At 43.0% G+C, this 26,393-nt stretch carries 22 protein-coding genes; 14 read left to right on the top strand and 8 right to left on the bottom strand.

Annotated elements, in window-relative coordinates; translation table 11 throughout:
• The first annotated feature begins 60 nt into the window (after positions 1-60).
• From DIU38_RS10115 to DIU38_RS10125, 3 genes are all read left to right on the top strand, one after another.
• Entirely contained in the window at positions 61-879 is an 819-nt protein-coding gene (locus tag DIU38_RS10115; RefSeq protein WP_091164883.1) for a peptidoglycan-binding domain-containing protein, read from the top strand.
• Between the two features lie 269 nt (positions 880-1,148).
• Positions 1,149-2,480: a Gfo/Idh/MocA family protein gene (locus DIU38_RS10120; RefSeq protein WP_112652341.1), complete on the top strand. Its 1,332-nt coding sequence runs from the start codon at positions 1,149-1,151 to the stop codon at positions 2,478-2,480.
• A 134-nt stretch (positions 2,481-2,614) separates the two neighbouring features.
• Positions 2,615-3,976, top strand: coding sequence for a 3-keto-disaccharide hydrolase (locus DIU38_RS10125; RefSeq protein WP_112652340.1), 1,362 nt, complete (start codon positions 2,615-2,617; stop codon positions 3,974-3,976).
• A 159-nt stretch (positions 3,977-4,135) separates the two neighbouring features.
• Here DIU38_RS10125 and DIU38_RS10130 read toward each other — a convergent pair whose 3' ends face one another.
• The 4 genes from DIU38_RS10130 to DIU38_RS10145 all read right to left on the bottom strand — a co-directional run bounded on the left by DIU38_RS10130 (position 4,136) and on the right by DIU38_RS10145 (position 8,946).
• Entirely contained in the window at positions 4,136-5,164 is a 1,029-nt protein-coding gene (locus DIU38_RS10130; protein WP_112652339.1) for a GntR family transcriptional regulator, read from the bottom strand.
• Positions 5,165-5,281: 117 nt separating this feature from the next.
• The gene (locus DIU38_RS10135; protein ID WP_311085791.1) at positions 5,282-6,295 is read right to left on the bottom strand and encodes a cytochrome d ubiquinol oxidase subunit II; all 1,014 of its coding nucleotides are present in this window, start codon (positions 6,293-6,295) and stop codon (positions 5,282-5,284) included.
• On the bottom strand, positions 6,292-7,614 hold the full coding sequence (locus tag DIU38_RS10140; protein ID WP_112652338.1) for a cytochrome ubiquinol oxidase subunit I: 1,323 nt from the start codon (positions 7,612-7,614) through the stop codon (positions 6,292-6,294). The genes DIU38_RS10135 and DIU38_RS10140 overlap by 4 nt, the downstream gene beginning before the upstream one ends.
• 294 nt (positions 7,615-7,908) lie before the next feature.
• On the bottom strand, positions 7,909-8,946 hold the full coding sequence (locus DIU38_RS10145; protein ID WP_091164875.1) for a LacI family DNA-binding transcriptional regulator: 1,038 nt from the start codon (positions 8,944-8,946) through the stop codon (positions 7,909-7,911).
• 130 nt (positions 8,947-9,076) lie between these two features.
• Between DIU38_RS10145 and DIU38_RS10150 the strand changes: the two genes are divergently transcribed.
• The 7 genes from DIU38_RS10150 to DIU38_RS10180 all read left to right on the top strand — a co-directional run bounded on the left by DIU38_RS10150 (position 9,077) and on the right by DIU38_RS10180 (position 18,378).
• Complete coding sequence (locus DIU38_RS10150) at positions 9,077-10,552, top strand: xylulokinase (protein ID WP_112652337.1); 1,476 nt, start codon at positions 9,077-9,079, stop codon at positions 10,550-10,552.
• A 113-nt stretch (positions 10,553-10,665) separates the two neighbouring features.
• Positions 10,666-11,991 carry a xylose isomerase gene (xylA, locus tag DIU38_RS10155; protein WP_112652336.1) on the top strand — a complete coding sequence of 442 codons (1,326 nt, stop codon included), beginning with the start codon at positions 10,666-10,668 and terminating at the stop codon, positions 11,989-11,991.
• A gap of 48 nt (positions 11,992-12,039) precedes the next feature.
• Positions 12,040-13,746, top strand: coding sequence for a sodium/sugar symporter (locus tag DIU38_RS10160; RefSeq protein ID WP_112652335.1), 1,707 nt, complete (start codon positions 12,040-12,042; stop codon positions 13,744-13,746).
• Positions 13,747-13,956: 210 nt separating this feature from the next.
• The gene (uxaC, locus tag DIU38_RS10165) at positions 13,957-15,357 is read left to right on the top strand and encodes a glucuronate isomerase (RefSeq protein WP_112652334.1); all 1,401 of its coding nucleotides are present in this window, start codon (positions 13,957-13,959) and stop codon (positions 15,355-15,357) included.
• The gene (locus tag DIU38_RS10170) at positions 15,358-16,389 is read left to right on the top strand and encodes a sugar kinase (protein ID WP_112652333.1); all 1,032 of its coding nucleotides are present in this window, start codon (positions 15,358-15,360) and stop codon (positions 16,387-16,389) included.
• Positions 16,386-17,048 (top strand): bifunctional 4-hydroxy-2-oxoglutarate aldolase/2-dehydro-3-deoxy-phosphogluconate aldolase, encoded by a 663-nt coding sequence (locus DIU38_RS10175; protein WP_112652332.1) that lies wholly within the window; start codon positions 16,386-16,388, stop codon positions 17,046-17,048. The genes DIU38_RS10170 and DIU38_RS10175 overlap by 4 nt, the downstream gene beginning before the upstream one ends.
• Before the next feature lie 19 nt (positions 17,049-17,067).
• Positions 17,068-18,378, top strand: a complete 1,311-nt coding sequence (locus DIU38_RS10180; RefSeq protein ID WP_112652331.1) for an MFS transporter — start codon at positions 17,068-17,070, stop codon at positions 18,376-18,378.
• Between the two features lie 56 nt (positions 18,379-18,434).
• Here the strand turns inward: DIU38_RS10180 and DIU38_RS10185 are convergent, their stop codons facing one another.
• Positions 18,435-18,674, bottom strand: coding sequence for a hypothetical protein (locus tag DIU38_RS10185; protein ID WP_112652330.1), 240 nt, complete (start codon positions 18,672-18,674; stop codon positions 18,435-18,437).
• Between the two features lie 165 nt (positions 18,675-18,839).
• Between DIU38_RS10185 and DIU38_RS10190 the strand changes: the two genes are divergently transcribed.
• Both DIU38_RS10190 and DIU38_RS10195 read left to right on the top strand, forming a co-directional pair.
• Positions 18,840-19,775 carry an MBL fold metallo-hydrolase gene (locus DIU38_RS10190; RefSeq protein ID WP_112652329.1) on the top strand — a complete coding sequence of 312 codons (936 nt, stop codon included), beginning with the start codon at positions 18,840-18,842 and terminating at the stop codon, positions 19,773-19,775.
• A 36-nt stretch (positions 19,776-19,811) separates the two neighbouring features.
• Positions 19,812-20,075, top strand: coding sequence for a DUF3820 family protein (locus DIU38_RS10195; RefSeq protein ID WP_149354070.1), 264 nt, complete (start codon positions 19,812-19,814; stop codon positions 20,073-20,075).
• Positions 20,076-20,166: 91 nt separating this feature from the next.
• On the opposite strand, the gene corA is transcribed toward DIU38_RS10195, so the two are convergent.
• Positions 20,167-21,291 carry a magnesium/cobalt transporter CorA gene (gene corA / locus DIU38_RS10200; protein WP_112652327.1) on the bottom strand — a complete coding sequence of 375 codons (1,125 nt, stop codon included), beginning with the start codon at positions 21,289-21,291 and terminating at the stop codon, positions 20,167-20,169.
• Entirely contained in the window at positions 21,292-21,903 is a 612-nt protein-coding gene (locus DIU38_RS10205) for a WbqC family protein (RefSeq protein ID WP_112652326.1), read from the bottom strand.
• An 89-nt stretch (positions 21,904-21,992) separates the two neighbouring features.
• Between DIU38_RS10205 and DIU38_RS10210 the strand changes: the two genes are divergently transcribed.
• Entirely contained in the window at positions 21,993-22,823 is an 831-nt protein-coding gene (locus DIU38_RS10210) for a lysophospholipid acyltransferase family protein (protein WP_243770877.1), read from the top strand.
• Positions 22,820-23,857 carry a glycosyltransferase family 2 protein gene (locus tag DIU38_RS10215; RefSeq protein ID WP_112652324.1) on the top strand — a complete coding sequence of 346 codons (1,038 nt, stop codon included), beginning with the start codon at positions 22,820-22,822 and terminating at the stop codon, positions 23,855-23,857. The genes DIU38_RS10210 and DIU38_RS10215 overlap by 4 nt, the downstream gene beginning before the upstream one ends.
• Here DIU38_RS10215 and DIU38_RS10220 read toward each other — a convergent pair.
• Positions 23,829-26,372 carry a mechanosensitive ion channel family protein gene (locus DIU38_RS10220; RefSeq protein ID WP_112652323.1) on the bottom strand — a complete coding sequence of 848 codons (2,544 nt, stop codon included), beginning with the start codon at positions 26,370-26,372 and terminating at the stop codon, positions 23,829-23,831. The genes DIU38_RS10215 and DIU38_RS10220 overlap by 29 nt on opposite strands.
• Between the last annotated feature and the right edge of the window lie 21 nt (positions 26,373-26,393).

Here is a 26,393-nt window from a genome sequence, read left to right on the forward strand (position 1 = left end):
AGGTAATGAAATATCCATTATTACGATATCTAAACCTTATCACTATTAAACCTTTCCTTTATGATCAAAAAACAATACCTCAAAGAAATAGCTATATCGGCTACCCAACAAAAAGGCGGTGCCTCAAACAATCAAAAAGAAGTAAGTAAAATTCAAAGCTGGCTTAACCTGTATGCGGTTACCAATCCTTCGGCAGGTACAGCAACAGGCATTGACGGTAGCTTTGGCCCGGGTACCGAAACAGCAGTTAAGAATTTCCAAAAGGCAAAAAACCTGCCGCAAACCGGCATTGTTGACAGCAATGTTTTCGGTGAGTTATGCCAGCCCATGATAAAAGCATTTAAAAGCCCGGTAGCAGGTACGGGCTTAAGGGAATTGGTTGTGAATACAGCTATTCAACATTTAGGTAACGCACCATTTGAACTTACCATTAAGGGGCAAAGTAATTGCGGTCCCTGGGTGCGGGCCTATATGGATAATAATGAAGGAACAGAGTGGTTTTGGTGTATGGGGTTTGTACAAACCATCATTGACCAGGCCGCAAGCCAGTTAGGAAAAGATTTTCGTACACTTATGCCGCTAACCTATAGTTGCGATACTGTGGGTACTACCGGCATTAATAAAGGTTTGTTAAGCCGTGTTGCAACAGTAAGGGCTAATCCTGCTGTAGTAAGGCCCGGCGATATTTTCCTGGTTCAGAAAACACCCAACGACTGGGTACATACAGGTATTGTTATTGGCGTGCATGGCGATTTATTTGATACCATTGAGGGAAATACCAATACCGACGGAAGCAGCAACGGCAACGGTGTGTACAAACGTGTACGTAATTTTCAAACCTCAAAGCTCGATGTGTTTTCGATACAACCTCTCGTTTAAAGCATGTTTTGCAAATTAATACTCCCGGAGCCCCTGTAAGGGGCTTTCTGCTTTAAAAGCTAAAGCTTGGGGCTGAAAGCCTAAAGCCAATTTGCTTGTCAAAATTATTTCACGTTAACGATCTTCGCTTTCAGCTCAATTAAGTAACAGTTAAATTACAATTGCTTCATAAAAAAATGGCAGGATAGCTTTAGCCCTTTCCAAAACTTAGCTAATTTGCGGGGCGGTCCGCCGGGGCGCGCTTATCAACCAATTAACCTGTTTTGAATATGATCAATCGTAGAAAGTTTATTCAATCCACTGCCGTAGCTGGTACAAGTTTCCTGCTTGCGCCGCAACTATCAAAAGCCACCGGATTTTTTAAAGGATCGCCCAATGAAAAAGTAGTATTGGGAATGATGGGCACTAACAGCCGGGGACTATACCTTGCTCAAAGCTTTGCCAAGTTGCCCAATGTAGAGATAGGTTATATCTGCGATGTTGACTCAAACGTGGTTGCTAAAACGATTGATGCCATCTACAAGCAAACAGGCAAAAAGCCGCAGGGATTAACAGATATCCGCAAAATGCTGGAGATAAAGGATCTCGAAGCAGTAGTGGTTGCACCGCCCGATCACTGGCATGCTCCAGCAACTATCATGGCCTGCCAGGCCGGCAAACATGTGTATGTAGAAAAGCCTTGCAGTCATAATCCGCACGAGGGAGAGATGGCTGTTGAAGCAGCAAATAAGTATAAACGACTGGTGCAAATGGGCAGCCAGCGTCGCTCATTCTCTAATGTGCAGGCCATGGTGAAGGAACTGCATGACGGGGTAATCGGTCGTACTTATTATGCAAAGGGCTGGTACACCAATCATCGTGCAAGCATAGGCAAAGGCAAACAGGTGCCGGTGCCAGCCAATTTAAATTATGATTTATGGCAGGGCCCTGCGCCAAGAAGGCCTTACCAAGATAACCTGATCCATTATAACTGGCACTGGTTTTGGAACTGGGGCACAGGTGAGGCGCTGAATAATGGTACCCATGAGTTGGATGTGATCCGCTGGGGGCTTGGTGTTGATTATCCGAGCAAAGTGGTATCAACAGGCGGCCGCTTCCATTTTAATGACGACTGGCAAACGCCGGATACACAAAATATCCTTTACAATTTCCCCAATAATACGGCCGCCGAATGGGAATGCCGCAGTTGCAACGGCTTTGATATTGAAAAATTAAGCAGGGGAGTAGTATTTTATGGCGATAAAGGCACGCTGTTTTATGATAGCGGCAACAGCTATCGGGTTTACGATGGTGATAATAAACTGGTAAAAGAGGTTAAAGACGACACCAAGGTCGACGGCACCAACAAAGTAAGCCCGACGGAGGCGCTGGATGGCTTCCACATGAAAAACTTTGTCGATTCGGTAAGAGGAACAGATAAACTGAACTGCCCGATTGAGATCGGTTTCAAATCAACCCTGTTGCCGCAATTAGGCAATATCTCATATCGCGTTGACCGTGTATTGCATATCGATCCAAATAATGGTCATATTTTAAATGACCCCGAAGCTCAAAAGCTCTGGGGCAGGGAGTATGAAAAGGGTTGGGAAGTGAAAGTGTAAGCCTCACCCAACCCTCTCCAGAGGAGAGGGCTTTAAAAACTTTTAAAATCTCCCCTTCTGGGGGAGATTTAGAGGGGCTCATTGCTTCGTTCCTCGCAATGACATATTTTTAATCAAACAAGAAAATATCAAATATGAAAAAAATAATCTACCCTGCAATTATGCTTTTGGCGTCAACGGCATTTAGCCCAGTAAGCGCGCAAACCAAACTGTTTGATGGTAAAACTCTTAAAGGCTGGAAAAAGCTTGCCGGCAATGCCGATTATAAAGTAGAAGACGGCGCTATAGTAGGCACTACTGTACTCAACTCGGGCAATTCATTTTTAGTTACCGAAAAGGAATACGGTAATTTTATATTAGAGCTGGATGCAAAAATTGAAAGTGAGTTGAGTAATTCGGGCGTGCAAACCCGCAGCCATTACGACCCGGCCGGTAATAAGGGTAAAGGAAAGGTTTATGGTAGGCAATTTGAAATAGACCCATCTTCACGCAAATGGACTGGTGGCATTTATGACGAAGGCCGGCGCGATTGGCTTTATCCGCTGGATCTCAACCCAAAAGCAAAAGACGCTTTTAAAGTAGGCGAGTACAACCACATCAAAATTGAATGTATCGGCAACGAGATGAAGACATGGGTAAATGGTGTCCCTGCAAGCGATGTTGTTGATACCATCGATAGCAAAGGCTTTATAGGTTTACAGGTGCATGCGGTAAATGAGGAAAAACAGGCAGGCAAAAAGGTATACTTTAAAAATATCAATCTAAAAACCAATAATTTAAAAGCCACCCCTTTTCCAAAGGAGGTGTATGTGGTTAACCTTACGCCAAACAGCGTAACAGCGGCCGAAAAAGCAAATGGCTGGAAGTTATTATATGATGGCAAAACCAATACCGGCTGGCGCGGTGCGACCCTCAAAGGTTTTCCTGAAAAAGGCTGGGAATATGCTAACGGCACTATGCACGTGCTGCCATCTGCCGGACAGGAAGAATCAGGCGGCGGCGATATCGTAACCAATGATAATTATAGCGCTTTTGACCTGTCGTTTGAGTTTAAGCTTACTCCGGGTGCCAACAGTGGCGTTAAGTATTTTGTAACACTGTCTGAAGTTACCAAGGGATCGGCTATTGGCCTGGAGTACCAGGTACTTGATGATAAACTGCACCCCGATGCCAAACTTGGCCGCGATGGCGACCGTACATTAGCCTCGTTGTATGACCTTATCAAAGCCAATAAACAAGAACGTTTTGTACACCCGATAGGTGCCTGGAATACTGGTCGTGTGGTAGTATATCCAAACAACCATGTTGAGCACTACCTGAACGGTGTTAAAGTACTGGAATACGAACGCGGTTCAAAAACTTTCCGCGACCTGGTAGCAATCAGCAAGTACAAAATCTGGAAAAACTTTGGCGAAGCCACTGAAGGGCATTTATTACTACAAGATCATGGCAATGAAGTGTTTTTCAGGAGTATTAAGGTTAAGGAATTGAAATAAAATCCTTGCGCTCGTTTTTAACGAATGCTTAACTTGGGTTTGCGTTTGCAACGCACTGGCGATACAATCGCCAGACCATAGTAAGCACTCATTAAAAACGAGCGCAAGTTGATTAAGCCCTCACTTGACTATGGTTCCCTCTTAAGGGAGTTTGGGCCTCTACAACGAGCTTCTCAATCGCACTGTAAACGGCACAGCGAAATGCTCGTGGCAGTTATTCAGCGCAAACTCGGCAGTTTTGCTGCCCATCAATTTAAAATCGGTTGAGATGGTAGTGATGCCGTCAAGAATGATCTCTTTAAGCGCCGTTTCGTTATAGGATATCACGCCAACGTCCTTAGCCACTTTTAAATCGGAGGCGATGATCTTTTTAATAAGTTCAACCAGGTCGTCCTCTGTAAGGCTGATATATACGGTATTTTTCTGTATAGTTTCTGTAGATAACGTTTCAACTATACCGTATTCAAAAGCATACTGCCTGCAAAAATTCAGGAAGCCCTTCATGATCTCTTTAGAGTGATAGGTTTTGCCGGGGAAAATCAGCTTAAGCGTATGATATTTACTCAGGTTATCCAGCATACTTTTCAGCGCCTCGTATACATCCGTAGCAAAGTTTTCATATATCGCTGCAAATTTACCGTTTACACCAGGTACAAGGTTGTCCAGTAAAATCAGCTTGTCTTTAGGGATGGTATTGATAATTTCATGAGCCTTGGTTTCATTATCTAAAAAATGTGGGATAATGATGTATTTGGCATAATCGCTCTGGATACTTTCGGCAATGATCTTTTTAAAAAAGTAAAAATCGTTGTTGTAGATATAAAAATCTATAGCAGCCTGCTCGCCGATAGTAGCAACAAAGGCATCATAAATAATTTTCTTGTGCGCGCTGAGTTTGTTGAACAGTAGGAAGATCTTAAGTGGCTTCTGAAAATCGGTATTGGAAATAAAAAAGCCTTTTCCCGGAACCGAGCTTACTATGCCTTTTTCCTTCAGTTCCTTATAAACGCGCTCAATGGTATTGCGGGAAGTATCCAGTGCATAGCTGAGATCATTGATAGAAGGGAGCATATCATCCTTTACAATCTGCCCGCTTTCAATGGCCCTGATAATAGCATTGGAGAGTTGCAGGTACTTAGGCGTAATGGAATATTCGTCGATTGACAGGATCTTTAAATAATTCTTCACAACACAAATGTAATATTTGACAGCACATCTCGTCTTTTAAACAAGACAGATAAAGACGGTTAAGCTTTGCAAATAAATATTATAATCAAATCAACGAAATCAGCGTAATCAAATAAATCAACGGTCTTTCTTCTTAAACGCGTAATATAAATACCCCAGCGCCGGCAATATAAATAAGCTACCTACCAATAAACCAATCCCTAAGTCATCGATACTATTGCTGTTGGCATGTTCGCTAAGTAAGGACATGGAGCTGCCATCTTTAAAAATAACAAACCTCGGGAAGCGCGAAAACCCTACCGATATCAATATCATACACACCTGGAAGGCAGCAAGCACCCTGATCCATTGCCTGTTTCTGCGGTGTGATATAATCAGATAAAGCACTACCAATGAAATGGTTGCAGCAATTACCGAAACTAAGCTTACGGGGTTGCCAAAAATCCAGTTGGCCAGGTGAACGTGCTCAAAATGAGAAGCTAAGAACACCAATGCACCACATATCACGGCGGCTATGTTCATAATCTTTGCCTTACGGATGTAGCGTTTAATTTCGTCAACATCTTCCGTTTCACCAACTATATAAATAGCTGCAAGGAAACCGCATAGTGCCACGGTAAAAAAGCCAACAGATACCGAAAACCAGTTAAACCAGCTAAAGATGTAAGCGTGCAGAAAATCAGTGGCTTTAGGATCAATCTGCCCGGATAGGGCACTGCCTGCAATGATACCCAGGAACAATGGTGTAACAAAACTTGAATAAACGAATATATGCGTATAAAATGCCTGTGTTTTTTCGTCTTTAATGGCGTCATAATTACGGAACGAAAATGCCGTGCCCCGGGCTATTACTCCAAGCAGCATTACCAGTAAGGGAATATGCAGGTAAATGCACATTTCACTATAAATAACCGGAAATCCTACAAAAAGTACTACCACTGTAATGATCAGCCACATGTGATTGGCTTCCCAAATTGGGCCGATAGCCTGGTACATGATCTTGCGCGTGCGGTGTTTATTATCGGTTGATGTGAAAAGCTCGATAATACCTGCACCAAAATCAGCTCCGCCCAATAAAAAGTAAAGGGTGATAGCCGCAAAAAGAAAAAGAATTACAATATATAACATCATGGCTGGGCAGTTTTACGGTCATACAATTCAGGCACCATCTGGATTTGCCTTTTTAATAAAAATATAACAGCCACACTCAGCGTAAAATAAATAAAGCTGAACAGGTAAAACGAATATTGGATACCCGGCATTGGCGTAACTGCCTCGCTGGTACGCATAACACCTTGTATGATCCATGGCTGGCGGCCAACCTCGGTCACCGTCCAGCCGGCTTCGAGAGCTATAAAGCCCAGCGGGGTAGCCCAGATAAAAGTTTTCAGGAACCATGGTTTAGAGAGCAGGTCCTTCTTTTTCCAGAGCTCGTAAAAGTAAATAATCCCGATCAGCATCATCAAAACACCTATCCCAACCATAATCTGGAAAGCATAGTGCGTAACAGCTACCGGCGGCTGATTTTTAACCGGGATTTTATCCAATCCGTTTACCTGTGTTTTAAAATTGTCATGTACTAAAAAGCTTAACAGGCCGGGGATCTCTAAACCATAATTTACTTTTTTTGCTGCGGTATCAGGAATACCACCGATAACCAGCGGTGCGTATTCCTGGGTGTGAAAATAAGCTTCCATTGCGGCCAGTTTCGCAGGCTGGCGTTTAGCTGCGTTTTTGGCTGATAAGTCGCCGCTGAAAGGTTGTAAAATAGCTGCGGCTGCCCCAAAGATGATAGCTATTTTAAACGCCTTAGTATGGAAAGCGATATTCTTTTTACGGTAGATCATGAGCGCATGGATCCCGGCCACTGCAAAGCCTGTGGCCGAAAAGGCGGCTATGATCATATGTAATGACTCGGAAAACCAGGCCTTGTTAAACATGGCTTTTACAGGGTCGATATTGACATACTGTCCGTTCACAAAATCAAACCCGGATGGACTATTCATCCATGAATTGGCTGACACTACGAGGATACCTGATGCAACGCCGCTTATACCGACAATAACCCCGGCTGTCCAATGTACCCAGTTATTTAATTTGTTCCAGCCATAAAGGAATAAGCCAAGTGCTATAGCTTCGATGAAAAAGGCGACACCTTCTAACGAAAACGGCATCCCGAAGATCGGTCCGGCGTGTTTCATGAAGCCGGGCCAAAGCAAGCCGAGTTCAAAAGAGAGCATGGTGCCGGACACCGCGCCGGTAGCAAAAAATATGGCCACGCCTTTACTCCAGGCAACAGTGATGTTTTTATAAACCGGGTCCTGGGTTTTGATCCATTTATAATGCGATATAGCCATGAAAACCGGCATCACCATACCGATACAGGAGTATATGATATGAAAACCTAACGATAAGGCCATTTGGGATCTGGCCGCTAAAAAATCATCCATATGTATTATACTTAAATAATGGTTGAAATTAAAGCTTAATGTAACAAATCTGTAACTAAATGCTTATCGATATTGAATTTAAAATATGTTTTTTATCGGACGAGTGTTGTATTAATGAGGATAATTTAGTAAAAATTTACGAACACAGAGTTCATTGCGAGAGAAAAACGACGATGCTTTTTACTGACTTTTACTGGCGCAAGTATGGAGGGCTGACTATTAACGAAAACTATTTGTGCTGCTAAGCCGCGGCACAAGTAGCCTTCACTTTATGCTTGCCCCAGTTAGAGGGGGTTAGAGCGAGCTGTTCTTTTTCGTCGATCCCCTTATAATCAACTCAGGCTTAATACTGATAATCTTGGGTTTAACAGAAACCTCGACGTTGGCAATCTCCTGGAAAAACAGGTTGCCAATGGTTTTGCCCATATAAACGCTAAACTGATCTATAGTGGTTATCGATGGACTGGTAATCTCTGTAAAAGCTTCATTAGAGTAACCGCAAATGCCCAACTCTGAAGGTACCTTGATGTTCATAACATTGGCTACCTCCAAAACACCTAAAGCCGAAAAATCAGACGTAGAGGCAAATATTGCATCCGGCGGGTGGGGGAGGTTAAGCAGCTTACGGGTAGCTTCGGCACCAAGCTCCTTTGTCCATGCATTTTCAACCACCAGTTCGTCAATCACTTTCACCTTATGCGTTTCTAATGCCCTTAGGTACCCGTTTTTTCGCTGGCGAAAAATGTTGAGATTTTGGGGGCCTTCAAGTAAAGCGATACGTTTATAGCCGTTTTCTATCAGGTGCGATACCGCTTCAAATGAAGCCTGTTCGTTGTCGTTGATCACTTTAAGCGTTTCCAGTTCTTCAGCAACACGGTCAAACTGGATCAGCTGAATGCCATGGTCAAGCACATTTTGCAGGTGTTGGTAATCATAGCTATCGGCCGATACCGAGATCACTATACAATCCACATGCTGATTAATGAGCGTATTTACACATTGAATTTCCTTATCATGCACCTCGCCCGACTGGCATATGATGAGATTATAACCTTTTTGATAAGTTGTTTCCTCAATGCCGGCTATCACGTTACTGAAAAAGTTCTGGTTTATCCGCGGCACCACTACGCCAATAGTTTTTGAATGTCCTTTGCGCAGGTTGGAGGCAAGGGTGTTGCGTTTATAATTGAGCTCATCGGCGGTTTTGATAATCAGCTCCCTGGTTTTTTCGTTCACCTGGCTACTGTTATTCAGCGCTCTTGATACGGAAGACGCGGTTATGCCGAGCTTTGCGGCAATGTCATAAATGGTGGTGCGTTTAACTTTCTTCATTATAGCGTGCAAGTTGGAAAAAATATTTTACGCAATCGATTGCAATTTTTATTTATTTCTTTATTTTCGTTGCGTTAAGTTACCAATTAATAAATACAACCAAAAAATCATACAAAAATCTGAATAGGCTATGCTGTTATTAGGGATCGATATAGGTACTTCGTCGGTAAAAGTAAGTGTTGTTGACGCCGCAACGCAAAATACAATCGCTTCGGCACAATACCCTGACCAGGAGTCGCCAATTAAAGCCTTGCATCCCGGCTGGGCCGAACAATCTCCCTCAATGTGGTGGGAGCAGGCGCACAAAGCATTGGAGCGCTGTCATGCTAAGGGAGGTTACAACTCAAAAGATATAGCTGCCATTGGTATCGCTTACCAAATGCACGGCCTTGTACTTGTTGATAAAAATCAAAACGTACTTCGTGATAGTATTATATGGTGCGATAGCCGCGCTGTTGAAATTGGCGATAAAGCTTTTGCCACCATTGGCGAAGAGCATTGCTTATCGCACCTGCTCAATTCACCGGGTAACTTTACGGCCTCAAAACTGGCCTGGGTAAAGGAAAATGAACCGAAGATCTACAGTAAAATTGATAAGATCATGTTGCCTGGCGATTATATCGCCATGAAGCTTACCGGCGAGATCACCACATCTGTATCGGCATTATCTGAAGGGGTGTTTTTCGATTTCAAAACCAACGGCATCTCCAAAGAGATCATCAATTATTTTGGTTTTGACGAAAGCCTGTTTCCGGTTATTTATCCTGTATTTTCATCGCACGGAATTTTACAGGCATCCGTGGCCGAAAAACTGAATTTAAAGGCAGGTATTCCGGTTACTTATAAATCCGGCGACCAGCCCAACAATGCCTTATCGTTAAATGTACTAAATCCCGGCGAGCTAGCTGCCACTGCAGGTACTTCTGGCGTGATATATGGCGTAGATGACCAACTGGTTTATGATCAGCAATCGCGCATTAACACCTTCGCACACGTTAATTATGCCACCGAACAGAAAAGACTTGGTGTGCTGCTTTGTATTAACGGAACCGGAAGCTTATATCGCTGGGTAAAAAACACCTTCGGTACAGGCTATACCTATAACCAAATGAACGCCGAAGCTGAAAAAGCACCTTTGGGCAGCGAAGGCTTACAGGTACTGCCTTTTGGCAATGGTGCCGAGCGTATGTTAAATAATAAGCAGGTAGGCGCGCATTTTCAAAATATCGACCTTAACCTGCATACCCCGGCGCATATTTTCAGGGCTGTGCAGGAGGGGATAGCCTCGTCGTTCCGTTATGGCTTTGACATTATGCGCAGCAATGGTATGAACCCTACTGTGATCCGTGCGGGCAAAAGCAACCTTTTCCTGAGCGATCTGTTTACCCAAACTTTTGTAAATGCTACAGGCGTTCCTGTCGAGCTCTATAATAACGACGGCAGTGTAGGTGCGGCCTTAGGCGCAGGTATAGGCGCGGGCATCTTCAAATCTCCATCCGAAGCATTCAGCAATATCAAAGCCATCAAACTGGTTGAACCTACTACAGACCAATTTGAACCGGTTTACCAGGAGTGGAAAACCCTTTTGGAAGCGCGCTTAAGGTGAAAGGGAAAAGGTTAAAGGCGAAAGGTATTGCCCCGTATATCTAAATCAATAATTCAATAATTATCTAATAAAAACAATCACTAATTCAATAACTCAGTAAATCAATAATTAAAATGATAGTAACAGGCGAAAAAGAATTTTTCAAAGAAATAGGCCAGATAAAATTTGAAGGCCTTGAATCAGACAATCCACTGGCGTTTCGCTGGTATGACGCGGACAGGGTAGTGGCAGGCAAAACCATGAAAGATCATTTACGGTTTGCCGGTGCTTACTGGCATTCGTTCTGCGGTAACGGTGCCGATCCGTTTGGCGGCGCTACACACGTTTTCCCGTGGGATGAAAAAGCTGACGCTGTTGAGCGAGCTAAAGACAAAATGGATGGAGCGTTTGAGTTCTTGACCAAAATGAACCTGCCTTATTACTGTTTCCACGACGTTGATGTGGTTGACTATGGCAATGATGTTGCCGAAAATGATCGTCGTTTGCAGACTTTGGTTGATTATGCCAAGCAAAAACAGGCTGCCAGCGGTGTAAAATTGCTTTGGGGTACTGCAAACCTGTTCAGCCACAAACGTTATATGAACGGTGCATCAACCAACCCCGATTTTCATGTATTGGCTCATGCCGGTGCGCAGGTAAAAGCGGCACTTGACGCAACGATTGCATTAGGCGGCGAAAATTATGTTTTCTGGGGTGGTCGCGAAGGTTACATGAGTCTGCTCAACACCAATATGAAACGCGAGCAGGAGCATTTAGCTAAGTTTTTACATACTGCTAAAGATTATGCCCGCAAGCAAGGTTTTAAAGGCACGTTCTTTATTGAGCCAAAACCATGCGAGCCAACCAAACACCAGTATGATTATGATGCGGCCACTGTATTAGGTTTTTTACAGAAATACGACCTGATCAACGATTTTAAACTGAACCTTGAAGTTAACCACGCCACTTTAGCAGGTCATACTTTCCAGCACGAACTACAGGTTGCTGCCGATTCAGGTTTATTAGGTTCGATAGATGCAAACCGCGGTGACACGCAAAATGGCTGGGATACCGACCAGTTCCCTAACGATATTAATGAAGTAACGGAGTGCATGCTGATCATTCTTGAGGCAGGCGGTTTCCAGGGTGGTGGTATTAACTTTGATGCCAAGATCCGCCGTAATTCAACCGATCCGGCTGATTTGTTCTATGCTCACATTGGTGGTATGGACCTCTTCGCAAGGGCTTTGGTTACTGCTGACAACATTTTGCAAAAATCAGAGTATAAAAAATTACGTACCGACAGGTATGCGTCATTTGATGCCGGCACCGGGAAAGATTTTGAAGAGGGTAAGGTTTCTTTGGAAGATTTGCGTAACTATGCGATAGCTAACGGCGAACCTAAAGTGACAAGCGGTAAACAAGAATATATCGAAAATTTGATAAATCGATATATATAGTTTATAATTGTCAATCATACATATTAAACCCAAAGACAAACCAAAACAATGAACCTCAAAACCCTTTCGAATGGCGATTATGCTGTTTTCTTTATCTACTTTATAATTGTTGCCAGTTACGGCTGGTGGGTGTATAAGCGTAAACACAACGCCGACGCTACCTCAAAAGACTATTTTTTGGCCGAAGGGTCGTTAACCTGGTGGGCTATCGGAGCATCGCTCATCGCCTCAAATATCTCTGCCGAACAATTTATAGGTACAAGTGGGTCTGCGTTTAAAATGGGCTTAGCCATATCTACTTACGAGTGGATGGCCGCTATTACCCTCATCATTGTGGCGGTTTTCTTTATCCCGGTATATCTTAAAAATAAGATTTTTACCATGCCGCAGTTCCTGCATCAGCGGTATAACGGAACAGTAGCCATGATCATGGCCATTTTTTGGCTGTTGTTGTACATCGTGGTTAACTTAATGTCGATCCTTTACCTTGGTGCATTAGCTGTCAGCGGTATTTCAGGTCTTGATATTCACTTGTGTATCTGGCTGTTGGCTATATTCTCTGCAGTTATTACACTGGGCGGTATGAAGGTTATCGGCTATACCGACGTTATCCAGGTGGCGGTATTGATATTGGGCGGTTTAATGGCATCTTACCTTGCACTTACTTTGTTAAGCGAAAAAGAAGGTACAACAGGCTTACTCAATGGTTTCAAGATCCTGCATAGCGAAGCTACTGATCACTTCCATATGATCTTTAAAAAGGATAATCCAAATTACATGGACCTTCCTGGCTTATCTGTTCTGATAGGCGGCATGTGGATCACTAATCTTAACTATTGGGGCTGTAACCAGTATATTACCCAAAGGGCTTTGGGCGCAAACCTTAAAACTGCCCGTGGTGGAATCCTGTTTGCAGCTTTCCTTAAGTTGCTGATGCCTGTTATTGTAGTGCTGCCTGGTATTGCGGCTTACCTTTTATATCAAAAAGGTATGTTCCACCAGGAAATGGCGAGTTCATCTGGAGTTTTGGATCCTAATAAAGCATATCCATCACTGTTAAACTTATTGCCAAGCGGCTTAAAAGGCCTTTCATTTGCTGCGTTAACGGCTGCTATTGTAGCGTCGTTAGCGGGTAAAGCAAACAGTATCGCTACCATCTTTACGTTAGATATTTACAAAAAAGCAATCAACCCTGAAGCTACCGATAAAAAACTGGTTAACCTGGGTAAAATATCGGTACTTGTTGCCTTGTTATTAGGTATCCTGTTATCTGAGCTTATCGGTAAAGCTTTAATGGGCGAAGGCAAACAGGGCTTCCAATACATCCAGGAATATACAGGCTTCGTATCTCCGGGTATCTTTGCCATGTTTATCCTTGGTTTCTTCTGGAAAAAAGCGACTTCAAATGCTGCATTATTTGCAACTATCGGCGGTTTCATATTCTCATGCTTCTTTAAACTTTGCCCAAGGTTTATTGACCTGAGCTTCCTGTCGCCGTATGGCTTTTCAAAATTAGCCTTGCAGGATGATAAGGTAACTAAGCTGTATGAAATCCCTTTCCTTGACCGTATGGGTTTCGTATTTATTCTTTGCGTTGTCGGTATGTACATTATATCAAAAATTGACCAGGCAAGGGGCATTACTACAAACGGACTTGAAATTGACGGTTCAATGTTTAAAACGTCAAGAGGGTTTTTGGCTGGTGCATTAATTGTAACCGGTATTGTAGTTGCATTGTACTCAATTTTCTGGTAGCAGAAATTTTACCAATAGACAAGAAAAGGCGACGGGTTAACACTCGTCGCCTTTTTTGTGTAATTGACACTAACTTTTACCTGCTAACGAAAACGTTTGCGTGGATTGTTTGGGCTTATTACTTCCAACTTGCCTATATGATGTGTAATTTGCCGCTTACAAGTATAAACTACTATACCAGTAACCATGGTATTCATCTGTTAATAACCAATGAAGAATTTTTTAGATCAGGATTTTTTACTTCAAACTAAAACGGCGCAGCGCTTATATCACGAGTTTGCGAGCCATCAGCCTATTATTGATTACCACTGTCATTTGCCGCCAGATCAGATAGCCGATGACATCAATTTTCAAAACATCACGCAGATCTGGCTTTATGGCGATCATTATAAATGGCGTGCTATGCGTGCAAACGGCGTTAATGAGGCGTATATCACCGGCAATAAAACCGACGAAGAAAAATTTACAGCCTGGGCAGCCACTGTACCGTATACGTTAAGAAATCCGCTATATCATTGGACACACCTTGAATTGCAGCGCTATTTTGGCATCACTGAATTGCTTTCACCGGCTTCAGCACAAAAAATATATGCCCAATGCAACGAAAAATTGCAATCGCCGGAGTTCGGCATCCGTAATATCCTGAAAAGTAAAAATGTAGAGGTTGTCGGCACTACCGATGATCCGCTGGATAATCTTAGCCACCATCAGAAACTGAAACGGGATGGATACAGCGTGAAAGTATTGCCGGCCTACCGCCCCGATAAAGCTATGAACGCCGATGACATTGCCGGGCTCAACAAATACATTGACCAACTGGAATCAGTAGCAAATGTATCCATATCTAACATTGATGAATATCTTTCGGCCTTAAAAGCAAGACACGATTACTTCGCCGAAAATGGCTGCAAATTATCAGATCACGGACTGGAGCAAATTTATGCCGAAGATTATACCGACGCAGAGATAGCTACCATCTTTACCAAAATAAGGAACAGCGAAGTGTTGTTGCCTTTGGAAATCCTGAAATTTAAATCGGCCATGTTGTATTACTTTGCCATTTGGGATCATGAAAAAGGCTGGGTACAACAATTCCACCTTGGTGCATTGCGTAATAACAATGCGCGTGCTTTAACCAATCTGGGGCCTGATACCGGCTGGGATTCTATAGGCGATTTTGCACAAGGCAGGGCATTATCCAAATTCCTGAACAGGTTGGATACCACTAACCAGTTAGCCAAAACCATTATTTATAACCTTAACCCTGCCGATAACGAGTTGTTTGCTACTATGGTGGGCAACTATAATGACGGTTCGGTAGCCGGCAAAATGCAGTTTGGATCGGCCTGGTGGTTTTTGGATCAAAAGGATGGCATGATTAAGCAATTAAACGCTTTATCAAACATGGGCCTGTTGAGCCGTTTGGTTGGGATGCTTACCGATTCAAGGAGCTTTATGTCGTTCCCGAGGCATGAGTATTTCCGCAGGTTGCTTTGTAACTTGTTGGGTGATGACATTGAAAACGGCGAATTACCAAACGATATTGAATGGACAGGAAAGATCGTGAGCGATATTTGTTATTTTAACGCCAAAAACTATTTCAATTTTTAAATGAGCAATATAGAAATTACAAAGGGAAGCATCCTGTCATTTGGCGAATTGTTGTTACGCATGTGCCCCGATGGCGAAGGGCAATGGCTTGCAAAAAACAAGCTGCCATTTTTTATGGGCGGTGCTGAGCTTAATGTTGCCAACGCGTTAGCTTTATGGGGGCAGCCAATAAAATATTTTACCGCTTTGCCTGATAATGCCTTATCCGAACAGATTATCAGTTACCTGGAAAGCAAAAGCATCGACACATCAGCAATACATCACAGTGGTAACAGAATAGGTCTTTATTATCTTACCCGTGGTAAAGATGTAAAGAACAATGCCATTGTATATGACCGTGCGGGCTCATCCTTTGCCGATCTGAAACCGGGTATGGTTAACTGGGATGCCGTTTTGGAGGGAGTAAGCTGGTTTCATTTCAGCGCGATTTGCCCGGCCTTGAACCAACTTGCGGCCGATGTTTGCGAAGAAGTTTTACAGGCAGCAAGCAAAAAACATATCACCATCTCTGTCGATCTTAATTATCGTCCTAAATTATGGCAGTATGGAAAAAAACCGGTCGAGATCATGCCAAAACTGGTACAATATGCCGATATCATTATGGGTAATGTTTGGGCCGAAGAAACTATGCTTGGTATTCCCGTTACGCCAGATATGCATGAATCGGGCCAGCAAAGCATTTACCTGAAAGAAGGGCTTTATTCGTCTGAAAGGATTATGGATGCTTATCCACGCTGCCGGGCTGTTGCCAATACCTTCCGCTTTGATGCAGGCAAAGGCGTTGAATATTATACTTCGCTTTATACAGGCAACCGCTTTTATCACTCCCCAACCTATACTACCGAAACCGTGGTTGACAAAGTTGGCAGCGGCGATTGCTTTATGGCCGGCCTTATTTACGGCTTTTATAACAAGCAGGATCCGCAGCAATTGCTGGACTTTGCAACGGCAGCCGCATTTGAAAAGCTTTTTATTGAAGGCGATGCGACCACCAAAACAGTTGATCAAATTTATAACGCAATGAAACAATGACTAAAAAAAATATAGTACTTGACGCGATATTAAAGCAAGGTACATTACCGCTGTTTTTTTATAAAGACCCGGAAGTGAGCCTGCAAATTACCCGTACGCTTTATAAAGCCGGGATACGGGTATTTGAATATACTAACCGCGGTGCAGCCGCCCTCGAAAACTTTAAGGTTTTAAAACAAGCCCTTGCCAACGGCGAAATGCCGGGCCTGGAATTAGGTATCGGTACCATCAAAAGCGTTCAGGAAGCTGAAGCTTTTATTGCTGCCGGAACTGATTTTATCGTTTCGCCAATTGTTAACCCCGAGGTTGGTAAACTGGCAGCGCAGCACAACTTGTTATGGATTCCCGGTTGTATGACACCAACTGAAATTTACACAGCTCAACAAAATGAGGCTGCGCTGATAAAAATATTCCCGGCCAATATACTGGGACCGGAGTTTGTATCCTCAATCAGGGATTTGTTTGCCGGTCAGTTGTTCATACCAACAGGTGGGGTTGATTTGAACCATGACAGTATCAGCACCTGGTTTAAAGCCGGGGTATGTGCGGTGGGTATGGGCAGTAAACTAATCAGCAAAAGCGTACTGGAAAACCAGGAGTACGATAGACTGTATAACGATACCCTGAAGCTGCTGGAGATAGTACAAACCATTAAATAGCCAGTTAACCTAAATTATAATGAGAGAAGAAAAAGTTGGAAACTACCGCTGGGTGATCTGCTCGCTGGTTTTTTTCGCAACAACCGTTAATTACCTTGACCGGGCAGTAATCAGTTTGCTTAAATCAGACCTTACCAAGGAGTTTAAGTGGAATGATGGCGACTATGCCAATATTGAGATTGCTTTTAAAATAGCTTATTCAATAGGTTTGCTGGCTGCCGGACGGATCATCGATAAGATAGGCACCAAACTCGGCTATTTCCTTTCAACACTACTATGGAGTATTTCGGCAGTATGCCACGCTTTTGTTGGCGGCACCTTTGGTTTCGGCGTAGTACGTTCTGCACTGGGCCTTAGTGAAGCGGGAAATTTTCCTGCAGCCATTAAAACAGTGGCCGAGTGGTTTCCCAAAAAAGAACGTGCATTTGCTACGGGGATCTTTAACTCGGGTGCAAATATAGGTGCTATAGTTGCCCCTTTAACGGTTCCGTTTATAGCAGCTGCCTGGGGATGGCGCTGGGCATTTATCATAACCGGCTCAATCGGTTTTATATGGCTTGTATTATGGCAGGTAATTTATCGTGCGCCTTCAAAACATAGCAAAGTATCAAAGGCCGAGCTTGATTATATCAACAGTGATCATGATAGCCAAACCGAGACTTTGCAGCCTGCCGAACAAAAAAAAATATCCTGGGGCAAACTGCTTTCTTTTAAACAAACATGGGCGTTTGTGATAGGTAAATTTCTTACCGACCCCATATGGTGGTTTTACCTGTTTTGGTTGCCCGATTTTTTGGAGAGCCAATATAATTTAAAAGGTACACAAATAGCCATACCCGTTGCACTGGTTTATACCATGTCGACCTTTGGGAGTGTTGGTGGCGGATGGCTGCCCATGAACCTTATTAAAAAGGACTGGCCGGTATTTAAAGCCCGGAAAACATCTATGTTTATTTACGCACTGGCAGTAATACCAATCATATTTGCGCAAATTTTGGGTGGCGTTAATATGTGGCTTGCGGTGATAGTGATAGGGATAGCGGCATCTGCGCACCAGGCCTGGAGTGCTAATATTTTCACTACAGTTTCGGATATGTTCCCGAAGCGTACTATTGGCTCGGTAACAGGCTTAGGTGGTATGTTTGGTTCGATAGGCGGAGTATTTTTGTCGCTTGCGGTACAGAAAAATTTATTCGTGTACTACCGGTCAATCCATAAAATTGAGATAGCGTATTACATCATGTTTTTTGTTTGTGGCAGTGCATACATTTTAGCGTGGCTTATCATGCACTTTTTGGTGCCTAAAATGAAACCGATTGAGTTGGACTAAGCAACTTATATCATGACAGAGAAAGCCGGATCAATTCGTGACCCGGCTTTCTCTGTTTATAAAGAATGACTTACCGCCTGTTCTGCGAGTTCATCTATCCAGCTTGAAAGGTAAGGCTCCGTGCCATCAAGCCTGATCCATTCACCATCCTGATTTTTACCGATTACTAAATGGAGTGTTCCATCTATCGACCTAAAATCGTAAGCTTTGGTATAACCGGGACGGTTTACCTGTTGCGCTGTGCCGTCAATTTCGCTGTCGGTTCCTGTAAGTGTAGCATCAAATTGTTGTTCCATGATGTTTATAATTTATAAATCTAACATGGTTTATTTAGTTTCTGTTTGCATAAGATGCCCGGTTAGATGTATGTTATTTGTTTTTAAGCTGATAAAATTGTTTTTAAATTTAATCCACCTAAAACTTTTAATATAAGAGTTACGTTTTGTTAACAATTATAAACCATGAACAGAAGGCTCAGTACAAAGTATTTCCAGGTATCGCAAAGGGTATGGGGAACCAAATTATTGTTTGTTAACGTTTACATGATAGCTAATCGCCCAGGCGCTGCCAAGGGCTGGGTATTGGTTGATACCGGGTTAAAAGGTTCGGCCAATAAGATCATTACCATGGCCGAGGAACTTTTTGGCCCCGGAACAAGGCCGGCAGCCATTGTGCTTACACACGGGCATGGTGATCATGCCGGCGGATTGGCAGAGCTTCTGAAGATCTGGAATGTGCCTGTTTATGCCCACGCTCTTGAATTACCTTACTTAACCGGCTTATCGTCGTATCCACCATCCGATCCATCACTAACCGACGGGCTGATGAGCTTGTTATCGGTGTTTTTCCCTACAGCACCTATAAACCTGGGCAACAAAGTAAAGGCAATTGACATAGAGGAAGGGATCCCTGAACTGCCCGAATGGAAAGTCATTCATACACCAGGCCACACGCCGGGGCATATATCCCTGTTTTTACCAATAAACTCAACTTTGATTGCCGGTGATGCGTTGGCAACCACAAAGGCCGAATCAGCTTTATATTCATTTAGTTCGTTAAAAAAGCTAACAGGCCCGCCAAGATATTTTACTACCGACTGGGAGGCTGCAGCTGAATCGGTACGCCGGCTTACTGCACTTGAGCCCCGTACAGTAGCGGCAGGCCATGGCCCCGTAATGCGCGGCCGTGAGCTGCATGATCAATTACACGAGATGGCCGATAATTTTGAGCAAGTTGCAATACCTGTAAAAGGCCGCTATGTAGGGCACCCGGCTCTTGCCGATGAAATGGGTATAAAATATATCCCGCCTTATATAAGCAGCGGTATTTTGAAAGCAACTGTTGGCATCGCAGCTGCACTCGCGACATTTTTTATTATAAAAGGATTGCAGGAATAGGCCAGAATACTATCGGTTTGTACTTACCTTTACTCCGTGGAAAATTTAAAGCCAGATCCAAAGATCCTCATTGATATTGTACAAACCAAAATGCCTTACGGTAAATATAAAGGCACTATTATAGCCGATATCCCGGTATCATACCTGGAATGGATGGCAGGCAAGGGTTTTAGTAAAGATAAAATGGGGATGTTGCTTTCAACCACATTTGAGATCAAAACAAATGGGCTGGGTGAGATCCTGTTTATGGTAAAGAAACAAGTTCAAGCCCCCCGGCTCCCTAAAGGGGGAGGCTTCTGATCAAGTTTCTTACCCGTCTCCATTAAAAAAGAAGCATTACTCGTAACGCTCCTTTTTTATGCCGATAACTCCCCCTTTAGGGAGCTAGGGGCTACAACCTGTTAAACCAACCCTTTTTCCAAAATACAAACACCTGTATTAAGGCTATCAAAAACATAAACACAATGGCATAAATATAACCATGGTGCCAATACAATTCGGGCATGTTATCCGGAAGGATATGGCCTTTATCATCCTGGCGCGAAAAATTCATGCCGTAAATGCCCGCAATAAAAGTAAGAGGAATGAAAATCACCGAAATAATGGTAAGCACCTTCATGATCTCGTTCATGCGGTTACTTACCATGGATAGGTACAGGTCGATGATACTTGACGTTACCTCTTTATAATTTTCAATAAGGTCCATGGCCTGGATGCAATGGTCGTAAGCATCGCGCAAAAACAGTTTCACTTCCGGCGTTATCAGCGGACTATCAGAGCGGATCATGTCATTGATCTTATCCCGCTCGGGCCAGCTGGCACGGCGTACAACAATGAGCGTACGTTTTAACTGCTGGGCATTAAACATGATGGTTTTATCGGCACTCAGGTAAAGCTTATCTTCAAGGGCATCCAAATGATCGCCAATTTCGGCAAGCAGCACAAAGTAGGTATCAATTATAGTGTCAGTAAGCGCATAACACATATATCCGGGGCCAGCGGTACGGATAGCGCCCTTCCCGGCTTTTAAGCGGGCTTTTACGGCATCAAAGCGCTCGGTATGGTCCTCCTCAAAGCTAATGATGATATTATCTTTTATGATAGCCGAAAACTGGCAGTTAATGATCTCGTTATCCTTATTAAATTGAACGATGCGGCTGGTACAAAAGGCATAATCCTCGTATTCATCAAATTTGGGGCGCTGGTGTGTATTGGCAATATCCTCCAAAACCAAGGCATTTATATTGCAATGCTCACCAATTTGCTCAATCAGCGAGGCATCGCCTAACCCATTAATCTTGATCCAATGGGTATGATTATCACATTTATTGAGCTGTTTTAATGCTGTTTTGATATCCTTTCCCTCACAGGTTACCAACTCATCTTTATTATATGAGTAAACGGATATAATGGGTTTCAGTGCATCCTCGGCTACCCTAATAGTACCCGGTCTGTCACCTACATTTCCTGCGTGTTTGTGTTTTTTAAGGCGCAGGCGTTTAAAGTTGCCATTCATCTACAAATAGTTTATTGTTTGCGGGCCCTGGTTAAACAGCAGGTCAATAATACTCAGGTTTTTCATAAAGCCCCGTCGGTCTTCAAATACCTGGAAATATGGTTTCTGCTGCATTTCACTTTCTTTTTTAGGATGAATAGAAAACCGAAAATCGTGCAGGTTAGGATATTCGGCATGGTATTCATCCGTATAATTTAGTTCTGTTTTTATTTTAGTAAGCTTGAGCAGCAGGTTCAAAAGCTCCTGATTATAATCAAACAAATAGGTGATTTGTTTTTCATAAAAAGGCGCTAAATCATCTTCATAAAATTCAAAATAAGCCGAACGGCGATAACAGGCCTGCAAGCTTTGCCAGTGCAGGCGCTGCCACATAAAATCGTAGCTGATTTTTACATCTTTAACTTTAGTATGGTTTTTTGAACCTTTTATTACCGGCACCACCAATGCCAGTACCCCATCGGGCGAGTAGATATTAGCCCGGTTACGATAAGTTTGTTTGGGGAAATGCTCTTCTCTTTCTATCAGTATATCAGGCTTGTACATATTTAACTGTACAAAATAATCTACCGGTGGAAGATAAAACATGGGTAACACAGCGCCTTTTTCAATCATATATTTTATGTTTGTGCTCAAAATTGGCTAAAATAATGATAAAAAAGGGTTTTACTAAGTTAGGGATATTAATTTTATACCTTATATCGTTGCTTCCCTTTTGGTTTTTATACATTTTATCCGATATTGCGTTTGTTATTATTTACTACGTTGTTCATTACCGCCGTGATGTAGTGCAGCAAAACCTCCGCAATTCCTTTCCCGAAAAAACAGATCAGGAACGCCATGATATTGAACGAAAGTACTATCGCTACCTGGCCGACCTGATAGTGGAAACCATTAAAATGATCACCGTATCAGAAAAACAGATCCGGAAAAGAGTAGTCGCAACCAACTCCGATTTGGTGTTTGAATACTTTGCTAAAGGTAAAAGTATTATTGCGGTTGCCGGTCATTATTGCAACTGGGAAATGGCCGCGCTCAATTTTAATTTCGTTACCGATAAAAGGTTCATGATCATTTATAAAAACCTGTCGAACAAAACGTTTGATGATTTTTTTATTAAGATCCGCTCAAGGTTTGGTGGGCAGCCGGTTGCCATGAAGCAAACATTGCGTAAAATGATTGAATACCGTAAAGAACTTACTGTAAGCGTGCTCGTGGGCGATCAAACTCCCGTGATGCATGAGGTAAACTATTTCACCAATTTTTTAAACCAGCCTACTGCGGTATTTTTGGGTATCGAAAAAATTGCCAAAACAATTGACGCAGCTGTTGTTTTTTACGACATGAAAAGGGTAAAACGCGGATATTATGAATATACGCTAATCCCGCTTACCGAAACACCAAAAGAAACTGCCGAACACGAAATAACAGATATGCATGTTAAATATCTTGAGGGGATGATCAGGAGAGAACCGCAATATTGGTTATGGTCGCACCGGAGATGGAAGTTTAAGCCGGAGGATTTACATAGATGACCCATACACCTAAAGTTGCTGTAGTTATTTTAAACTGGAACGGCGCAAAGTACCTTAAACAATTTCTTCCTTCGGTATTATCATCAACGTATCCTAACCTGGATATCGTTATGGGGGATAACGCTTCTTCGGATAATTCAGTGGCGTTTATGCGCGAAAACTATCCATCAGTGAGGATTATCCAAAATGATAAAAACTACGGTTTTACAGGAGGTTACAACCGGGTGCTGGCCCAGGTTGATGCCGATTATTATATCCTGCTTAATTCGGACGTGGAGGTAATCCCCAGCTGGATTGAACCTGTTATCGAATTAATGGAAAGCGATAGTTTAATCGCTGCCGCTGCTCCCAAGATCCGGTCGTATGCGCAAAAAGAGTACTTTGAACATGCTGGCGCTGCCGGTGGCTTTATTGATAAGCACGGCTATCCTTTTTGCCGCGGCAGAATCTTTTACGAACTTGAAAAGGATAACGGCCAATATGAGCAATCGGGCGAAGTGTTTTGGGCTTCAGGGGCATCGCTGTTCATCAAAAAAAGTATCTGGGATGAAGCTGGTGGCTTTGATGAAAGTTTTTTTGCCCACATGGAAGAGATTGACCTTTGCTGGCGCTTAAAAAACATGGGCTATAAAGTAATGTATTGCGCGCAATCAACCATATATCACGTTGGCGGCGGTACATTAAATGCCGAAAATCCGTTTAAGACCTATCTCAATTTCAGGAATAACCTGCTGCTTATAAAAAAGAACCTTCCATTTTGGCGGGCGTTTTGGGTGATCAGCATCCGCTTTATAATGGATCTCCTGGCCTTGTTCAGGTTTTTGATGGAAGGTAAACGCAAAGATGCCTGGGCAGTAAGCAGGGCACATCAGAGCTTTGTGTTAAGCCTCTTTAAGAAGGTTAAAGGCGAAAGGCAAAAGGCGAAAGGTAACGCGGTACATAACACAAAAGGTATATACAGGGGCAGTATTGTTTGGGATTTCTTTGTGAAAAAGAAAATTCATTTTACTGATCTTGATCCTTCGGAGCTTTAACGTCATCTGCACCCTGTTCCGGCTCTGTCTCGTCACTTATGCCCGGCGCTTCTACTTTAATGGGAGGCAAGCCTTTCGGCCATATTACGCGTACGTCCTGCTGGCGGAACGGTATTTCGATACCTTCTTTAGCAAAAGCATCATAGATATCGGCAAGCACGCGGCTTTTCAATGAAAGCCATGTGGAGATATCCGCAGCCCAAAAGAACAGCCTGAAATCAACCGAGCTTTCGTTGAGATTGTGCAGGAACACAGACGGCGGAGGCTGAGCCATGATATCATCATGGTTCATCAATAAGTTTAATAATATATTCCTAACTTTTTCGATATCAGATCCATATGCTACTCCTACTATTAGCTCTACGCGGCGATTGTTATTGCTTAGCGTCCAATTAATTACATGGTGCGAAATCAGGTCGCCGTTAGGAACGATTACCTCGGCGCCATCGGAAGTGGCTATTTTACTGGCCCGGATACCGATATCCATTATAGTGCCCGACCGGTTATCGACCTCAATGATATCCCCAACCTGGATCGGTTTCTCGAAAGCCAGTATCAAACCCGATACGAGGTTGTTAACGATATTCTGTAAGCCAAAACCAATACCAATACCAAAAGCGCTGATAATGATGGTAATCTTATCAATAGGCACTCCTGAAGCAGCTACGGCAAGGAAGAAGCCTAAAGCAATTACCCCGATACGGATAAGCAGGGTAGAGGTCCGGTTCTTTTTCTTGGCTACGTCAATATCATTGGCATGCTTGGCGGCAATATCATAAAGATAACTGATGATCTTAGAGGCTATAGACGACAGCCAGATCACGGCCACAAATATAATCACGCTTTGAAACGTAAACTGGGTATTGGTACCGCCGATGCTGCGGTTTTTGGCAAGAAAATCGCCCAGGTAATCAAATACAGTATCTTCAACGTTCAGGTTTTGGGTAAGCATTACCAGCCACAACAAGGTAGCCAATATGCTTAGCACACTCCTGAACTTATTTTGCATTAATTTATAATCAATAAAAGAAGTGAGGTTGTTACTCTTTTTACCGGCTTCCAGTTGCAGGAACAAGGCTTCCATAATGATATGCACTATATAATACATAGCAAGGGCAAGCCATAGGTTATAAACCACGCTAACACCAATGATCTTGGCTAAACTCACCCTGCCAAAAACATTGCATAAAAAAGATGAGGCCTGCAGAAATATGAAAACCTTCAATATAAAGCCTGTATAAGGCAGGTAATCAGCCCTGGCTTTGCGCACTTCTGATAAAAACCTGAAACTTATTATCGATGCTGCCAGACCTAAAATCAAAATAACTACCCTGTCGATATTGGTTACCTGGATATAAAGATTGCTCAGGCTGTAAATAATAGTGATGCCAAATAATTGTAGCATGTAACGGAACATGGTTGCAGGGCATGCTTTTTTTATGAGGTAAAGCAGGGCGATCATCAGCACCAACAAAAACATCTCCAATACAATTACTGGTGGGTGATCATAAATGTTAGGCAGCAATGTGAAAGTCAAAACTATTGAGGATACAAACGGATAATTCACAACGTAATTGGCCTGGCTAAACACACTTTCGGGCGTATCGTTATCACGTATGATCCTACGGCGACTGGCGCGGACCCAGGCAAAAAAAGCAAATAGAACAACCAGGCCCGAAAGATGGATCAGAATATCCCGACCTATAAAAAAGTTGAACAGCTTGGCGTTCATATCGGCGGTAGCTTTTGTTGCCGGGCCGAAATCGCTGCCTTCATCAGCATTCATGTTCCATATGTTGCTATACTCCTGGGACATCGCCCTGATGCTGAAATCCCTGATCTTGGTATCAATCTGGTCTTTAAGGTCGAGTATCGAAATATAAACAGCTGAGGTGCGGTTTTGCAGCAGGCCTACTTTTACCATTACCTTTTTGTTGGTAGTATCCAGGCGGTGATATTTGCTGTCGATAGCTATTTTTTGGATGAGATAGGTAGTGGCCAGCGAGCTATCAGCAGGCAGGATCTTTAAAACGCTGTCGCGCGATATGGCATCCAGATCGTTTTGATTTTGAACAAGTTTACTATTGATATCGGCAAGCTGCTCCTGCCAAAGGTCAAGCTGGTCATCACTTCGGGTAAGCACATCCCTGATGGTATAAAGATACCTTAACGTGCTTGATTTATCATTATCAATAAGTGATTTGATGAGCGTAATCCGCCTTTCAAATGATGGTAGCTTAGTGCTGATCTCTGCCGTATCTAACTTTTTTGACAGGTTGCTTTTGATCTGGTTAAAGGCAGATGTATAATATTCAACCTTTTGCAGCAGGTTATTGACCGACGTATCTGAACGTTTAAGCGCCCGCATCATCGAATCGCGCGAGAGGATAGAGGCGCGGAGCGAGTCTCTTACCGATTTTGATCTTTTCTTTTTGGCTTGGGCAAATGCATCAACACTGAATAACAGCGTAATAAAAAGTAAACTTAGCGCGGCAACCCTGAATATTTTAAGCATCTGGAACAATAAGCTGAAAGC

The organism is Mucilaginibacter metallidurans (genome assembly GCF_003286435.2).
Classification (GTDB): Bacteria; Bacteroidota; Bacteroidia; order Sphingobacteriales; family Sphingobacteriaceae; genus Mucilaginibacter; species Mucilaginibacter gossypii.

What these genes read in the sequence shown, in the direction of transcription:
- DIU38_RS10115 (WP_091164883.1), top strand. Translation starts at nt 61, where the DNA reads ATGATCAAAAAACAATACCTCAAAGAAATAGCTATATCGGCTACCCAA.
- DIU38_RS10120 (WP_112652341.1), top strand. Translation starts at nt 1,149, where the DNA reads ATGATCAATCGTAGAAAGTTTATTCAATCCACTGCCGTAGCTGGTACA.
- DIU38_RS10125 (WP_112652340.1), top strand. Translation starts at nt 2,615, where the DNA reads ATGAAAAAAATAATCTACCCTGCAATTATGCTTTTGGCGTCAACGGCA.
- DIU38_RS10135 (WP_311085791.1), bottom strand. Translation starts at nt 6,295, where the DNA reads ATGATGTTATATATTGTAATTCTTTTTCTTTTTGCGGCTATCACCCTT.
- DIU38_RS10140 (WP_112652338.1), bottom strand. Translation starts at nt 7,614, where the DNA reads ATGGATGATTTTTTAGCGGCCAGATCCCAAATGGCCTTATCGTTAGGT.
- DIU38_RS10145 (WP_091164875.1), bottom strand. Translation starts at nt 8,946, where the DNA reads ATGAAGAAAGTTAAACGCACCACCATTTATGACATTGCCGCAAAGCTC.
- DIU38_RS10150 (WP_112652337.1), top strand. Translation starts at nt 9,077, where the DNA reads ATGCTGTTATTAGGGATCGATATAGGTACTTCGTCGGTAAAAGTAAGT.
- xylA (WP_112652336.1), top strand. Translation starts at nt 10,666, where the DNA reads ATGATAGTAACAGGCGAAAAAGAATTTTTCAAAGAAATAGGCCAGATA.
- DIU38_RS10160 (WP_112652335.1), top strand. Translation starts at nt 12,040, where the DNA reads ATGAACCTCAAAACCCTTTCGAATGGCGATTATGCTGTTTTCTTTATC.
- uxaC (WP_112652334.1), top strand. Translation starts at nt 13,957, where the DNA reads ATGAAGAATTTTTTAGATCAGGATTTTTTACTTCAAACTAAAACGGCG.
- DIU38_RS10170 (WP_112652333.1), top strand. Translation starts at nt 15,358, where the DNA reads ATGAGCAATATAGAAATTACAAAGGGAAGCATCCTGTCATTTGGCGAA.
- DIU38_RS10175 (WP_112652332.1), top strand. Translation starts at nt 16,386, where the DNA reads ATGACTAAAAAAAATATAGTACTTGACGCGATATTAAAGCAAGGTACA.
- DIU38_RS10180 (WP_112652331.1), top strand. Translation starts at nt 17,068, where the DNA reads ATGAGAGAAGAAAAAGTTGGAAACTACCGCTGGGTGATCTGCTCGCTG.
- DIU38_RS10185 (WP_112652330.1), bottom strand. Translation starts at nt 18,674, where the DNA reads ATGGAACAACAATTTGATGCTACACTTACAGGAACCGACAGCGAAATT.
- DIU38_RS10190 (WP_112652329.1), top strand. Translation starts at nt 18,840, where the DNA reads ATGAACAGAAGGCTCAGTACAAAGTATTTCCAGGTATCGCAAAGGGTA.
- corA (WP_112652327.1), bottom strand. Translation starts at nt 21,291, where the DNA reads ATGAATGGCAACTTTAAACGCCTGCGCCTTAAAAAACACAAACACGCA.
- DIU38_RS10205 (WP_112652326.1), bottom strand. Translation starts at nt 21,903, where the DNA reads ATGATTGAAAAAGGCGCTGTGTTACCCATGTTTTATCTTCCACCGGTA.
- DIU38_RS10215 (WP_112652324.1), top strand. Translation starts at nt 22,820, where the DNA reads ATGACCCATACACCTAAAGTTGCTGTAGTTATTTTAAACTGGAACGGC.
- DIU38_RS10220 (WP_112652323.1), bottom strand. Translation starts at nt 26,372, where the DNA reads ATGCTTAAAATATTCAGGGTTGCCGCGCTAAGTTTACTTTTTATTACG.